General features: G+C 49.0%; 8 protein-coding genes. 6 read left to right on the top strand and 2 right to left on the bottom strand.

Annotated features, from left to right (window positions below; genetic code table 11):
• Nucleotides 1–70 precede the first annotated feature (70 nt).
• From N7E81_RS01760 to N7E81_RS01735, 6 genes are read left to right on the top strand one after another with little or no spacing between them, the layout of a single operon-like run.
• Nucleotides 71–2380: a glycoside hydrolase family 3 N-terminal domain-containing protein gene (locus N7E81_RS01760; RefSeq protein WP_263051561.1), complete on the top strand. Its 2310-nt coding sequence runs from the start codon at nt 71–73 to the stop codon at nt 2378–2380.
• A gap of 16 nt (nt 2381–2396) precedes the next feature.
• Nucleotides 2397–3995, top strand: coding sequence for a sulfatase family protein (locus N7E81_RS01755; RefSeq protein WP_263051560.1), 1599 nt, complete (start codon nt 2397–2399; stop codon nt 3993–3995).
• A 20-nt stretch (nt 3996–4015) separates the two neighbouring features.
• Entirely contained in the window at nt 4016–7498 is a 3483-nt protein-coding gene (locus N7E81_RS01750; RefSeq protein ID WP_263051559.1) for an endo-1,4-beta-xylanase, read from the top strand.
• An 11-nt stretch (nt 7499–7509) separates the two neighbouring features.
• Nucleotides 7510–9057 carry a sulfatase gene (locus tag N7E81_RS01745; RefSeq protein ID WP_263051558.1) on the top strand — a complete coding sequence of 516 codons (1548 nt, stop codon included), beginning with the start codon at nt 7510–7512 and terminating at the stop codon, nt 9055–9057.
• Complete coding sequence (locus N7E81_RS01740; RefSeq protein WP_263051557.1) at nt 9057–10703, top strand: sulfatase family protein; 1647 nt, start codon at nt 9057–9059, stop codon at nt 10701–10703. The genes N7E81_RS01745 and N7E81_RS01740 overlap by 1 nt, the downstream gene beginning before the upstream one ends.
• A gap of 4 nt (nt 10704–10707) precedes the next feature.
• The gene (locus N7E81_RS01735) at nt 10708–12885 is read left to right on the top strand and encodes a sulfatase-like hydrolase/transferase (RefSeq protein WP_263051556.1); all 2178 of its coding nucleotides are present in this window, start codon (nt 10708–10710) and stop codon (nt 12883–12885) included.
• Between the two features lie 126 nt (nt 12886–13011).
• Here the strand turns inward: N7E81_RS01735 and N7E81_RS01730 are convergent, their stop codons facing one another.
• A complete protein-coding gene (locus N7E81_RS01730) occupies nt 13012–14463 on the bottom strand; it encodes a sulfatase (protein WP_263051555.1) in 1452 nt (483 codons plus the stop codon).
• Nucleotides 14460–16046 (bottom strand): endo-1,4-beta-xylanase, encoded by a 1587-nt coding sequence (locus N7E81_RS01725; RefSeq protein ID WP_263051554.1) that lies wholly within the window; start codon nt 16044–16046, stop codon nt 14460–14462. The genes N7E81_RS01730 and N7E81_RS01725 overlap by 4 nt, the downstream gene beginning before the upstream one ends.
• Nucleotides 16047–16240: the final 194 nt, after the last annotated feature.

Here is a 16240-nt window from a genome sequence, read left to right as displayed (position 1 = left end):
GCGATTCTGGCACTGGTATCCACCTTGCTCTCCTTGCTCATCTTTTTACTTTAATCAAAATATCAATCACGTGAAGAACATCATACATACCCTCATCGTCGGCAGTTTGGTCATGTCTTGTCAGACCACACCGCAGGTACAATATACAGACGCCACGGCCCCAGTAGAAGCTAGAGTAGAAAGCCTCATGTCGCAGATGACCTTGGAAGAAAAAATAGGTCAAATGTGTCAGTATGTGGCGCCGCTGCATATCGAAGAATCCAAGAAGCGAATCAAAGGCGAAGAGCTCATCCACAACGACCAATGGGGACTTTACCCAGGCATGAGTTCAGACTCCTTGAGGGCTTTGGTTTCGTCTGGCGAAATAGGTTCTTTTCTTCATGTGAAAGACGCCAAAGAGGCCAACGACTTGCAGCGCCTGGCCAAAGAAACCAGACTCAAAATCCCACTACTCATCGGTATCGATGCCATCCATGGCCATGCCATGATCGAAGGGAGCACGGTTTTCCCTACGCAGCTAGGATTGTCTTCTTCTTGGGACAATGAGTTGTTGTATCAAGTAGCCAAAGCCACCGCCAAGGAAGTTCGTGCCACAGGTATGCACTGGACCTTTTCTCCCAATGTAGACGTAGCCAGAGACCCTAGATGGGGCCGATGCGGAGAGACTTTTGGCGAAGACCCATACATGGTCACTCAGATGGGATTGGCTTTCACCAATGGCTATCAGGGAGATTTTGGTGAGGACAATGTACTGGCTTGCGCCAAACATTTTATCGCGGGTAGCGAACCTTATAATGGGACCAACGCCTCGCCGATGGACGCTTCCATGAGGCAGCTTAGAGAAATTTGGTTGCCGCCCTACAAGGCACAAGTCGACGCAAATGTGTTCACCTTCATGGCCGCGCACAACGAGCTCAACGGCATCCCCTGCCACAGCAACAAAATGCTACTCACCGACATCCTAAGAGACGAGTGGGGCTACGACGGATTCGTGGTGAGCGACTGGATGGATATCGAACGCATCGAAAAACTGCACCACGTAGCAGCAAATGCCAAGGACGCCATCCGACTGTCGGTAGATGCTGGCATGGATATGCACATGCATGGTCCCAACTTCCTGACGCCTCTGGCCGAACTAGTAAGAAGTGGCGCCATCGACGAAAACAAAATCAACGAGTCTTGTCGCAAAATCCTCAAAGCCAAATTTATGTTGGGCTTGTTCGAAGATCCATTTGTAGACGAGGGTAGCGCGGCAAAAGAGCTTTTCTCCGAGGAGCATCAGGCACTGAGCATAGAGGCAGCTCGCAAATCTATCGTGCTATTAAAAAACGACGGCCTATTGCCATTCACGTCACAAAAGAAAATATTGGTGACCGGTCCAAACGCCCACAATCACCGACTGATGGGCGACTGGGCATTGCCACAGCCAGAAGACAAGCTCACTACCATCTACGAAGGATTCCAGCAGGTATTTACCGACGCGCAAGTAGATTATGTAAATAGCGGTGAGAGCCTGAGAAATCCAGACGCCGCTGCCTTGGAGGCAGCAGTTGCAAAAGCCAAGGGCTACGATGCCATCGTAGTAGCTGTAGGGTCCAACTCACTCAGGTACGAAAAGGATGAAAAAAACTGCGGAGAAAATGTAGGGCGCTCTACCATCAACCTGATGGGCAATCAGCTCGAATTGGTTAAACGATTGTATAAAATCAACAAGAACATAGTTATAGTTTTAGTGAATGGACGTCCGCTATCAGAACCCTGGATCAAAGAAAATATCCCTGCTATTATTGAGGCTTGGGAGCCGGGTTCTTTTGGTGGACAAGCCATAGCCGAAATTGTAAAAGGCGATGTAAATCCATCGGGCAAACTCACCATGACCTTTCCCTACCACGTAGGGCAAGTGCCCATGGTGTACAACAAAAAGCCATCTGTGTTTTTTCACAAATACATAGATGCACCCTCCAAGCCTTTGTGGCATTTTGGATACGGTCTCAGCTACACGCAGTTCGCATACGACCAACTACAGTTGAGTGCCAGCAGCATAGCGCCCGACACCTCAGTGCAGGTGTCGGTCACCATCACCAACACGGGGTCTCTGCCAGGCGACGAAATCGCCCAGCTGTATATCCGAGACGAGGTGTCGTCGGTCACCCGACCAGTCAAAGAATTGAAAGGCTACCAGAGAGTGTCGCTTGCGCCTAAGGAGTCGAAGCAAATCGTATTCGAACTCCAAGCCAAAGACCTCGCTTTCTACGACATCGACATGAAGTATGGAGTAGAGAAAGGGACTTTCCAAATTATGGTAGGTACGTCGTCGGCAGACAAAGACTTGCTTTCGGCCAAGCTGGAACTCACCCAATCCAAATCAATTGATCAATAATTAGAATACAGTAGAGATGAACAAGACAAACATAAAAATGTGGATTGGTGTAGTGCTGATAGCGACTATGGCAGCTACGGTGGTGAGTTGCGACAGCACGACTGCCAGCAAAAAGAAACGTCCGAATATCATATACATCATGAGCGACGACCATGCCACCCATGCCATCAGTGCATATGGTGGTATATACGACGATTATTTGCAGACCCCCAATATTGATAGAATAGCCAACGAGGGCATCAAGTTCAACAACGTGTTTTGCACCAATGCCATCTGTGGGCCGAGTCGTGCAGCCATCCTTACTGGCAAATACAGCCACGAAAACGGCTACTACAAAAACGAAAGTGGAGGCAAATTCGACTCTACGCAGTGGACGTTTCCACGAGCCATGCAAACCAACGGGTACAAAACGGCACTCGTAGGCAAGTGGCACTTGGGCACAGAGCCCGTAGGTTTCGACTATTTCAAGTATCACGACAATCCAGGCCAGCAGGGCTTTTACTACAACCCGATCTACAACGACAACGGAACTAAAGTAAAAGAAGAAGGATACGCCACCACACTCACGACCAACTACGCACTGGATTGGTTGGAGAAGGAAAAAGAGAACGATCAGCCATTTTTGCTGATGCTACAGTACAAGGCACCGCATAGAAACTGGTACCCAGAGAAAAAATACGAGCACTTGTACGACAGCGTAGAAATGCCATACCCAGCCACCTTCTACGACGACTACCAAGGCCGCGAACTCACTGCTGGAGACACCGACATGACCATGGATTTCTTCAATAGAAAAGACATGAAACTGACTCCTCCCGAGGGATTGACTCAGAAGGAGCAAGGCAAATGGCTCGGATGGGGCAACCGCAGAGGCATGGGCGAAGGCTGGATGCCAAGCGATACCATGACCGTGGAGCAAGCACGCAAATGGAAATATCAGCGATACATCAAAGACTATTTGGCTTGTGTCAAATCTGTAGACGATGGTATTGGTCGAGTGCTCGACTATTTGGATGAGCAGGGACTAGCTGAAAATACCATCGTGGTGTACACCTCCGATCAGGGATTTTACTTGGGCGACCATGGGTTTTTCGACAAGCGATTTATGTACGAACCTTCGTTGAGAATGCCTTTCGTACTGCGCTATCCAGCCGCTATCAAAAAGCACCAAGAAAACAACGACATGATCACCAACGTAGATTTTGCGCCGACGATCTTGGATTTTGCAGGACTAGAAATCCCCGCTGATGTGCAAGGCAGAAGTTTCGTTGCCAATACCATGGGCAAGAAGCCAAAAGACTGGCCTACTTCTATGTATTATCATTATTATGAATTTCCGTTTTGGCACCATGTGCAGCCACACTATGGCTTGCGTGGTGAGCGATACAAGCTCATCCATTTTTATTACAATGTGGACCAATGGGAATTTTATGACCTAGAAAAGGATCCCGACGAAATGAACAATGCAATCGATGACCCAGCCTACGCCGACATCATTGCCAAGATGAAAGAGGATCTTAAAAAGAGTCAAGAGCTGTACAAAGACAATGGTTCACTCAACGAATTCAGAGCCATCACTGATGCAGACTTTGGTCAAATATCAGGAAGTCACTAAACTACGAAAACCCTAAAAAGATGAAGATTACGAAGTTGGTTTATTTTATGATTTTGAGCCTGGCCATTACTGGTTTGGCCACGGCCCAAGATCAAAATGTCCTTTTTATCGCAGTAGATGATTTGAAGCCACTGCTCAGCGTATATGGCGACCAGATGGCCATCACGCCCAATATCGATCGCTTAGCGGCTAGAGGGGTCACCTTCACCAACAACCAATGCCAGCAAGCAGTATGCGGGCCGTCGAGAGCTAGTTTGCTCACAGGCATGCGACCCGACGTGACCGAGATTTGGGATCTCAAAACGTTGATCCGAGACAAAAATCCCAACATCGTAACCTTGCCGCAATATTTCAAAAACCAAGGTTTTGAAATAGTAGGCATTGGCAAAATATTCGACCCAAGAAGTGTAGATGCAGGCCTCGACGAAGTGTCCTGGTCTGTGCCTTACTTGATGCCCGACGTGGACGACCCCATATATGGCGTACCAGAAGGGCACTATCAGTCTCCTGAAAACAAAGCCAAATTTGATGAGTTGAGAAAAGAAGGCGAGGCCAAAGGCCTATCTGGTGGAAAACTAAACGCCTACGTACGCAATGGAAACAAACCCGCCACGGAGGCACTAGACATTGCAGACGAAGGCTACTTCGACGGAATGGTGGCCGTAGAAGCCATCAGCCAGTTGAAAAAACTAGCAGCAGGAGACAAGCGATTTTTGCTTTGTGTCGGGTTCAAAAAACCACACTTGCCTTTCGTAGCTCCTCAGAAATATTGGGACATGTACAAGCGCGAAGACATGCCGTTGGCCAAATTTCAGAAGCACGCTTCAGGCACAATAGACTTGTCTTATCACAACAGCGGCGAACTCCAGTCCTACACCGACATCCCCGATGCCTACGGCAAAAATGGATTGGTAAACGAAGACAAACAGCGAGAACTGATCCACGGCTACTACGCCTGTATCTCCTACATAGATGCTCAGATCGGCAAAGTACTCGACGCGCTCGATGCCCAAAATCTGACGCAGCAAACGGCCATTGTACTCTGGGGAGACCACGGCTGGCACTTGGGCGATCACGGCATGTGGAACAAGCACTCCAACTTTGAGCAGGCTACTAGATCGCCTCTGATATTCGCTGGGTCAGCGATGGCGCAAGGAGAGATCAATGATTCACCTACGGAGTTCGTAGATATTTTTCCTACGCTTTGCGACCTGACGGGAGTGGCCGTGCCTACCTATTTGCAAGGAGCGAGCCTAAAACCGATCCTCGATGGAGAAGAAAAACAAGTCAAGCCATTCGCGGTGAGCCAGTACCCACGTGCCAAAAATATGGGCTATGCTTTGCGCAACGACAGATACAGATATGTGGTCTGGTACAAAGACGCCGATACTTCGAGCCCGACTAATATACTGGCCAAGGAGCTATACGATTACAAAAAAGACCCCCTCGAAACGCAAAATGTGGTGGCATCTCAGAAGGCACTAGCAGATGAACTGCAAGGGCAACTCGATGGATTTTTATCCAATTTGGAAGCCGAGAAAAAGGCTTTCAAAAAAATGCTCAAGCAAACCCCCAAAGTAGGTGTGGTGGCTCCTGCTGCCGTTGGTAGTGCCAATTTGGTGCTGAACGCTGGGTTTGAAAATGGCATGGAGGCTTGGAGAGCTTTTGGGAAGTGCGAAGTGGAGGCCGTGAAAACCGAGGCATACGCCGGACAAGCCAGCCTGCAACTCACCGGCTCAAAGGGAGGCGCCAATCAAGTGATCGACGGACTAAAGCCAAACACGGCGTATGAGGTTTCGCTGGTCGCGAAAACACAAAATAAGGAAACCGTGGTCATCAAGCTGTCCGACTATGGAGGAGAGGACATCAAAGAAAAATACAAAGACGCCGACTATGGTCAAATCACCACGTCGTTTGTCACCGGGGCAGCCGATACGTCAGTCAAGATCACTTTGCAAAAATATGGTGATGGCAAGGGTAAGTCGTGGTTTGACGAGGTGAGTATCATAGAAAAAAAAAGTAAAAACAGCATCGAAGGGCCTGCACTGAAAACCGTGCTAAAGGACGGCAGCAACGATACTTTTTACATCGGAGCTACGATCAATACCGCCCAACTCAACACCCAGGTACAAGATATCTTAGTGAGCCAGTTCAACTACACGGTGCCCGAAAATTGCGCCAAGCAGAGCCGTGTACACCCAGCGCCCAACGAATGGGACTGGGAAGGAATAGATGCTGTATTGGCCATGGCTCAGGCCAATGATCTGACCGTGAGGCTCCATGGCCCTATCAGCCCACAAGCATCCAAATGGGCAAAGGCAGACAACCGCACGCCGAAGGAACTTGAAAAAATAATGACCGAATATTTGACCGAAGAGTGCAAGCGGTTCAACGGCCACCCCAATGTGAAATGGATGGACGTAGTCAACGAAACGGTGGATAGAGACGGTTCTTGGTTTAGCCCAAAACCCGGTGTAGATGAGTGGGAAAACCCTTGGACGATTATTGGTGCAGACGACGACAAGAACCAGACGCCAAGCTACATCACCCAAGCTTTCGAGATCGCCAATAAGTATGCGCCCGACATCAGTTTGGTGTACAACCAGCACGGGAGCATGGAGCCAGTTATGTGGGAGCGCGTCAAAGAAACCATAGGTTACCTACGAGCCAAAGGGCTGCGAGTAGATGGCCTGGGGTGGCAAGCACATTTGCGAAGCGATCAGCCGCTAGGCATAGATAAGCAAGAGCTCGATTATCTATCGGGTCTGATCGACTGGGCTCATGCCAATGATTTGGATTTTCATGTGACCGAAATCGACTACAAAATCTGGGATGGAAAACAGACCGTTGCCGCGCTGCAAAAGCAGGGAGAAGCTTATGCCAATATTCTGAATGTCTTGCTTGCCAAACGTAGCACTGGCGTAGTGACCTACAACACTTGGGGCATCGTGGATGGCGTGGGCAAGCATGCCGACAAGTATATGTTTATGTTCGACGAGGAGGGGCAGCCCAAGCCGGCATATTTCGCGATATGCGAGACCCTACAAAACCCTCAGCCGATAGTAAAAGCAGCGTCGAAAAACGTAGTGTTTAGTGACGGGTTTGAAAAGGGAGATTTTGAAAAAACATGGGGGCAGTTTGGCGACACCAAACCCCAGTTAAAAAACGAAGGAGCAGCCGAAGGGCAATCCTGCGTAGCGCTCTCGGTCGACAAAAGTGGTATTAAAAAAACGTTGGAAAATTTGAAGCCAGGCACCACCTACACCATAGAAGCAGCCTTGAAATCACCCAATGGGATGAAGTCGGTTGTGAAAGTGAGCGATTTTGGTGGAGAGCAAGCCGTAACCAGAGTCAAAGGCAATGGCAATTACCAAACAGCCGTGCTGTCATTCACTACTGGCACCAAGGCCACCTCAGCCGAGTTGGTCATCAATCGATGGAACGCCGAAGGCGAGGGGCTAGTCCTGATAGATACCGTAGAAATTTACGAATCAGCTAACTAAAAAAACGAACAATGAAACGGATCACAGCAGGATGGATTGGCCTATGGCTCTTGTGCCATTTCGGCGCTATGGCGCAAGACAAAAATGTGCTTTTTATCATCATAGATGATTTGAAACCACTCATCCATAGTTATGGCGAGAGCCAAATGATTACTCCGAATTTGGATGCGTTTACGGCCGAGAGTGTGGCGTTTACCAATGCGCATTGTCAGCAGGCGGTTTGTGCGCCTTCGCGAGTCAGTTTTATGACTGGCATGCGGCCAGATTACACCAGAGTGTGGGATCTGAAAACCAACATGCGAGACATGAACCCCGACATATTGACCATGCCCCAATACTTCAAACAAAACGGCTATGAGACCATCGGGATGGGCAAGGTGCTCCACGGGGCGAAAAAAAATGACCCTCGATCATGGAGTCTTCCGTTTGTCGAAGACATTGATTTGGACTATGCAGAAGGATATGAAATTCCAGCCAATTTCAAATACCAAAGCCCAGAGATTCAAAAAGTATATCAGGAGATGAAGAATGATTTTCCTGGTGACCCTACCAGCGATAAAGTCTGGCTAGCCGTTAATCAAGCATTTAAAAAACGAGGGATTAATCCATCCACTGAATGTATAGACGTGCCAGACGACGCTTATGCCGATGGGGCATTGGTGACCAAGAGTATCGCTACGATGGAGATGTTTCAAAAAGGGAAGAAACCATTTTTTATTGCCGTGGGATTTCACAAACCTCACTTGCCCTTTGTAGCGCCCAAAAAATACTGGGATCTCTATGATCGGGATCAGATCCAGTTGGCCAGTTTTCAAGCCCATGCCGAAGGGTCGCCGGCCTTTGCCTACCACACGTTTGGGGAGCTGAAAAACTACTCCGACATCAAAAAAAGTTTGGATGAAAATGGAGCCGTCATTCCTGACAAACAGAGAGAATTGATCCATGGCTACTATGCCAGTGTATCTTATGTAGATGCACAGGTTGGTTTGTTGATGGAATACTTAAAATCTTCTGGTCTGGATAAAACGACAACTGTTGTGTTGATAGGCGATCATGGATGGCATTTGGGCGATCATGGCCTGTGGAACAAGCACTCCAATTTTGAGCAGGCCACCCGTACGCCGCTCATGGTGAAGTCGCCAGACTATACCTTTTTCAAAGAAAATGATAGTCCGGTGGAGCTTGTAGATGTGTTTCCTACGATCTGTGAGTTGAGCGGTCTGCAAGCGCCCAACCACCTGCAAGGCCAAAGCCTCGTGCCGATCGTGTCGGGCGAAAAGACGGCCGTCAAGTCATTTGCGATCAGCCAATACCCGAGAGGAGAGCGGATGGGCTATGCCATCAGAAACGACCGTTACCGCTATGTGGAATGGTATGAAGGAGATTTTGACAATCGCACATCATACGACGAAACTAAGGTCGTGGCTAGAGAACTGTACGACTACCAAGAAGACCCATTGGAAACCAAAAACTGGGTAAATGAAGCAAGCAAGCAGGCTGTATTGGCCACTATGCAAACGGAACTAAGAACTACGATATGGGAGTCAAACGAACAATAATGCTCCGTTTAGTATCGGTTTGGATTATGAGTGCGCTGGCGACTACTAGCACTTGGGCGCAGCAGCCCAATATCCTATGGGTGACCTGCGAAGACATCAGCCCGACGCTGTCGATGTACGGAGATTCTACAGCACAAACCCCAAATTTGGATCGTTTGGCTACGGAGAGCATGATTTTCAACGAGGCATTTGCCACGGTGGGCGTGTGTGCGCCCGCGCGGTCGTCGATCATCACGGGCATGTATCCGATCGCTATCGGTACGCAAAACATGCGAACCGGTCATGACATGGCCGGCTGGGGCAGCAGAGATTACAGTTCGCCGTCCAATGCCGTGGACATCAATGGTGATTCGATTCCGCTTTATTCGGCAGTGATTCCGGCGGAGGTAAAGTGCTTCACCGAATACTTGAGAACAGCTGGCTACTTCTGTACCAACAACGCCAAAACCGATTATCAGTTTGCCGCACCCGTCACCGCCTGGGATGAAAACAGCAACCAGGCGCATTGGAAGCATAGAAAAGAAGGTCAGCCATTCTTTTCTGTATTCAATATCAATGTGAGCCACGAATCTTTCCTTTGGAAAAACAAAGACAAACCGCTGACCGCCGATCCTGCTGCCGTGTCTTTGCCTCCTTATTTTCCGGATACGGAGACCATCCGAAACGACGTAGCCAGAAACTATTCCAACATCGAACTGATGGATGCCGAAGTAGGAGAAAAACTGAAAGAACTCGAAGACGCAGGGCTATTGGACAACACCATCATTTTCTTTTTTAGCGACCATGGTGGGCCTTTGCCTAGAGGCAAAAGACTGCACTATGAGTCGGGGCTGCGGGTGCCCATGATGGTGCGTATACCCGATAGGCTCCAGCAGACATATAATAACGACATGATCTCCTTTGTGGATTTGGCACCTACTGTTTTGGCTCTGGCGGGAGTGGAAGCGCCAGCCTATTTGCAGGGCGAAGACTTCTTGGGCAATGATGCTGTGTCGCCTCGGCCGTATGTGTTCGGGTCGGGCGATCGCTTCGATGAGTTTAGCGATCGGGTGAGGACGGTGATCAGCAAGGATTACGTCTATGTGAGAAACTACCATCCTGAACTGCCCGCCTACAAGGACAATTCCTACAGAAAAAAAATACCGATGATGAATGAGCTACTCGCCATGAGTGAATCAGATCAGTTGAATTCGGATCAGAATTATTGGTTTAGAAAAACAAAAACCGACGAGGAGTTTTATCTCCGCCGAGCAGATCCCAGCAGTCTAAATAATCTGATAGATGATCCCAGTTACACCGCAGAAATCCAAGCGCTGAGCCTAGCCATGGATACGTGGCTAGCGGAGGTCAACGACCAAGGAGCCATTCCCGAAAAGGAAATGTTTTTGAACATGTGGCCCGAAGGAAAGCAGCCACAGACGGCGCAGCCTATCGCTAAAGTGAAGAAAAGTGTAGCCACTCTTAAAGCCGTAGGCGAAGGCGTATCGCTAGCCTATACCATATCAGACGAAAGTATTGCCCCTGACCTCGATGCTGGCTGGCAGCTCTATACCACGCCCGTCCCACTCAAAAAAGGACAATACCTCTATGCCCTTGCCAATCGCATCGGCTACAAGGACAGCGAAATCTTGATAGTGAATAACTAAACGAATGATGAAAAAAAGGCTAGTTATACTCTTTTGCTTTTTTGGTGGTCTGGTACACGGGCAGCAAAAAAACGTGCTGATGATCGCCATCGATGACCTGAAACCCTTGCTTTCCAGTTATGGATATGATCAAATGCACACGCCCAATATCGACCGCTTGGCCGCGATGGGCACCACGTTTCTGAATACCTCATGCCAGCAGGCAGTATGTGCGCCTTCGCGTGCCAGTTTGCTCACTGGCCTCTACCCAGACGCCACCGAAGTCTGGGATTTGAGTACGCTGATTCGGGACAAAAAACCCGATGTGGTCACACTGCCGCAGTATTTCAAAAACAATGGCTATACCACTACTGGTGCGGGCAAGCTGTACGACCCTCGTTCGGTAGACGATCAGTACGATGCGCCGTCGTGGTCGCAGCCCTATTTGCACGCCGTAGACAAAGCGTATTACGATGCCACGCTGGGAGATGGCTATGCGGGCTATCAAGACAGCCGAGTGCCGCAAGACGATGCAGACTATGAGCAGTACCTGACAGATCATGGCCTGACCAGTAGTAAAGACAAGAATGAGGCGATCAAGCTGTTCCCATTTGCCAAGCCCACCACCGAGTGCTTGGATGTGCCCGACAATGCCTACAAGGATGGCGCTACTGCAGCCTACATCGTAGAAAAATTGGAAACTTTGGCTCAAGCCAATACCCCTTTCCTTCTGGCGGCGGGGTTTTCAAAACCGCATTTGCCCTTTGTGGCTCCTCAAAAATACTGGGAGCTGTATGACCGCGACGAAATCGTGCTGGCACCGGATCAGACACAAGAAGCCAGCGTGCCAGGCCTAGCTTGGCGCAACAACGGCGAGATGACCAACAGCTATTCGGATGTGCCGCTGTTTAGCGATCGAGATCTCAATGAAGACGAACAAAAAAAGCTGATACATGGCTACATGGCAAGTGTGTCGTATGCGGATGCCCAGGTAGGCAAAGTGCTCGATAAGTTGGATGATTTAGGCCTCACCTCCACTACTACGATCGTGTTTTGGGGCGATCATGGCTGGCACTTGGGTGACCACAACCTATGGGGAAAGCATTCTAATCTAGAGCAGGCCGTGCGATCTCCGATGATCATCTATGATCCCGATCACGGAACGGGCGGTAGCACTTCGGAATCTCCTGTGGAGTTGGTGGATATTTATCCAACGCTGAGCGAATTGGCGGGATTGGAAGTGTCGAAATCGCTGCAAGGAAGGTCGCTGGTGAAGATACTGGATGACCCGACGTATGAGGTGCGGGAGGCTGCCCTGTCACAGTTTCATAGAAACGCTGGCGGTATGCCACACATGGGCTACACCCTGCGCAGCAAGCAATACCGATACACTAAATGGGTGCAGATGGATTATGAAAATGGGGAGCGACATGGTACCGCTGTGGGCTACCAACTGTACGACTTAGTGGCAGACCCCACGGAATCCAACAACCTGATTGGAGACGAGGCCTACGACGCCATCGTCGATCAATTCGAATTGGAATTCAAAAGAAGAAATATCGCCCAGCCGACCCTTAGTGGCTTTGTGGAGGTGGGCACTTGCGAAGCATCTTATACGTCTCCAGACGGGTCGGTCTATGGCCAGTCGGGTATCTATACCAATACCCTGACAGCCAAAAATGGTATGGATAGCGTCTTGACGATTGACTTGACCGTGGCCACTACTATCGACGAGACCGTTGATATTGCGCTAGACGAAGGTCGGTTGAGCACCACTTTGACAGGGTATGAGTACCAATGGTGGGACTGTGTAAATGACGCGTATATTGCCCTCGAATCTTCATCCTCGTATGCCCCCGCAGTATCGGGTAGCTATGCCGTAGAAATTTCCAACGGTGGCTGCACGGCCATCTCGGCGTGTGTGGAAGTAGAGGTGAAATCAGATGAAATATTGGGCATGGCTATCGAACGTGACCTGTCCGTATATCCCGTGCCTGTGCGTGGGGGCTTGCTCCACATCGATTTGCCCGACTTCGCAGATACTATCGACCTACAGCTTGTAAATATGAGCGGTAAAGTCGTGTACGAAAGGCGATACTATGCGACTCAATCCTTGACGGTAAATGGCTTGGTGAAGGGGTTCTATCTACTCCGAATCCAAGCGGGGGAAGTCCGTTTTGCTACGAAAGTGGTTGTGGAATAATAGCACAAAAGTTTTCTGGAAGATTGCTTTTTAACTGCTCATCACGAAGTTCTAATGAAGGTTTAATGAAAAAAAACAAAGGCTGTCCCAGAGGACAGCCTTTGTCGTTGTAGCGAAGTATGACTTTTATTTTTTGCCCATGTAGGCATTTACTTCTTTTCTCCAGTCATTGACTAGCGTCATGAGTTCATCTCTTTTTTCAGGCATACTGTCTGCCAGATTGTTTGATTCTTCTTGATCCTTGGCGATGTTGTACAGCTCGATGCGACCGTCTTGATAAAAATCCAAAAGTTTGTAATCACCCAATCTTACAGCAGTATTGGTGAGGTCGCCAGTGCTTTTGGGTCGTGGTAGCGGCGAGTGCCAAAAAACGGGTCTATCCGTGTTTTGAAGTTTATTTTGAGTAAGTGAGGGAGCAAAACTCACACCGTCTATATGCGCCTTGTTCTCTAATGGCAAGCCAGAAAGCTCCAGCAGCGTAGGGAAATAGTCCGTGCCAGTGATCACAGTAGAGGAGCTACCTGGCTGGATCTGACTCGGCCAGCTCACAAACATCGGGACTCGGACTCCTCCTTCGTAGTTATGTCCTTTTCCAGCCTTCAGCGGAAGGTTGGACGTGGCTACCTTTCGGCCATTGCCACGGTTGGATAGACCACCATGATCGGAGGTAAAGACCACAATAGTGTTGTCTTTGAGGTCGAGCTCTTCGAGCAGGCCCATCACGCGCCCAAAGCTCTCGTCCATGCTTTCGATCATGCCAGCATATACGGCGTTGTCTTGACGCAGTTTGGTTTCTCCGGTCGTGGGAGTCAAGGCAAATTCCTCCACTTCTGCATCACCATAGAGTGATCTGGCCTTCTTTCGGTAAGCCTTGGTTTTTTCATCCTTGCTTTCGAATGGCGTGTGTACGCCGTAGTGTGAGAGGTAGACCAAGAATGGCTCGTCCTTGTGCTCTCTGATGAATGTGACGGTCTTGTCGGTGAGGTGATCGGTGAGATAATAGCCTACAGGGGCGTCTCCTAGGTTTTTAATGTTTCGTTCTTTGCCGTTGCCTTTTCCCGACTTTTGTACATTGTATGGCTGGAAGTAGGACTTGGGAGCACCCGCATGGCCACCACCAAAATTATAATCGAAACCTTGGGTATTGGGATAGGATTCGGCCGAGGCGAGGTGCCACTTGCCTGCAAAGAAGGTAGCATACCCAGCGGCTTTGAAGGGTTCTGCAAGGGTCATGGTATCATCGGTCAAGTCTCCTTCACCAGGGCCGGGGCTGTTGACTCTCGCAGGATATCTACCCGTGACCATCGCATATCTAGAAGGCACGCATCGTGGATGTGCCGCATAGGCTTGCGAAAAGACCACGCCTTCTTTTGAGGCTTTGTCAATGTTGGGCGTTTCATAAAATTGGCTTTGCGCATAGCTCACATCATTCCACCCCATGTCGTCTACTAGGAAGAAAACTATATTGGGTTTCTGCTTATTTTGGGCTTGTAGGGGAGCGCCTAGGAGTATCAATAGGCTCAGCACCAATAGGCCAGTACGCCTTTTTATTATAGGGTTTGTCGTATTTGTTTTCATCGAATTACTATTTTTTTGTTCACGGTCTGATTATCAAAACTGATTCTAAGTAGATAGATGCCACTGTCCCAAGAGGAATCTAGTTCAAATCGGTAGGGTTGTGGCTGGGTATAGGCATTGGATTGCAATAATTTTCCAGAAAAATTAAAAAGAGATAAGGTCACGGGGCTAGATGTATCTGTTTTTATTTCTACGGTCAGCTGCCCATCTGTTACTGGATTAGGGTACACCCATAGGTCATTGGTTGCTATTACATCCATGCCTAATATCAACTTTGGATCGTCTTCTTTCAAAAAGCGAGCCGTGAGGTCATAGTCTTGGGTGAGCGTGATGGTTTTCGGATTTTCGGTGTCGGACTCGGTGCCCTCCCATTTCCAAAAGGCATAGCCATCGGCGGGAGTGGCTGTGAGGGTGAGCTCTGTGTTGAGTAGGTAGGTGCCGGCCACATCGTTTAGGCTGCCTTGCCCCGATACTTGTGTGGTGAGCTGGGCGTCTATCACTACGTCTTCGAGCACTTGCTGCACTGCATAGTAGGCAGGTTTTGGTTTGCCATCGGCATCGAACATTGCTGGTAGACCATCGGCTCCTTTGCCATCGCTGTCTCGCACCATCCAGGCGTTCCATGTCACCACGCCACTGGTTGCTTTGGCTAGTACCGTTTTCACTATAATTTCAAATATTTCGGCTTGCTTGTCCTCGTCGTCGCCATTTTTGATGTCTACGTCATTTTCTGTGACATGAAATTCCAAGTCATTGGCATGCGCCCAATCGATCAGAGCTTCTAGTTTGGCGATCACGTTGGGGATTTCCAAAAAGTCGGTTTCGAGATGGGCTTGCCAGCCAATGCCGTCGACCCGTAAGCCTAGCGATCTGAGGTGGAGCACGGTTGCCTTGGTTTTGTTCCACATGGCATCTTCCATGTCGCCCTGTTGGTTGTAGATCAGTTTGATGTCTGGGGCATGGGTATTGGCTATTTCGAATGCCATACGGATATACGAGGGCGGGTTTAGTCCGTCTGTAGTTTGGTCATATCCGATCAGCGGCCATGGGTTTTCCCACAGGTCTGTGCCCGGCTTGGGGCCAAACCAGTTGCCGTCGCGCTCTACCGTTTCGTTTACCACATCCATCCATTCGATTTCGGGTTTGTCGTTGTAGTGCTTGCAGAGCTCGGTCATGTACTCGGTCATGTTGGTTTTGAGCTCGGCTGCGGTTCGCGAGTCGTCCTTGGCCCATTTGGATGCTTGTGGACTTATCGGCGAGTGCATTCTGATGAGTTGGTTGTTGAGTTTGGCGCTGTCTACCCATTGGTCGGGGAGCTCCCATCTCCACTCGCCAGGCTCGGCATGGATATAGGTTTGTTTGAAATCATTGGCAGGGGTGATGTAGCTAAACTCTCGATTGAGGATTTCCATAGAGGCTGTGCCAAAGAGTTTGCCATGTGTGGCGCCGCCGATATAAATGCGATCATACACAAATCGATCTTCGGCAATCTCGCGTAGCCGTCGGCCCGTTGGTATTTCGGTTTGAGACATGCTGGAGAAACCACAAAGGATCAGTATCAAAAAACAGGTTGTTCTAATCATCGAATGTCAGTTATCAGGTTTTATTTGATTCAAATGTATTAAGATGGATTCTTGAGTAGGTTTGAAAGCTGTTTTTTGAAGTTGGATATCCGTTGGTAGAGAAGTTTTTTTTAAATAAAAGGATGATATAGTATATCGTTTGAACCTCCGGAGCCTATAGAAAAATGAAGCTAGCTGTTTTATCAGTAATTCAG

Source organism: Reichenbachiella carrageenanivorans (assembly GCF_025639805.1).
Lineage (GTDB): Bacteria > Bacteroidota > Bacteroidia > Cytophagales > Cyclobacteriaceae > Reichenbachiella > Reichenbachiella carrageenanivorans.
This window is presented reverse-complemented; position numbering and strand designations above follow the sequence as displayed.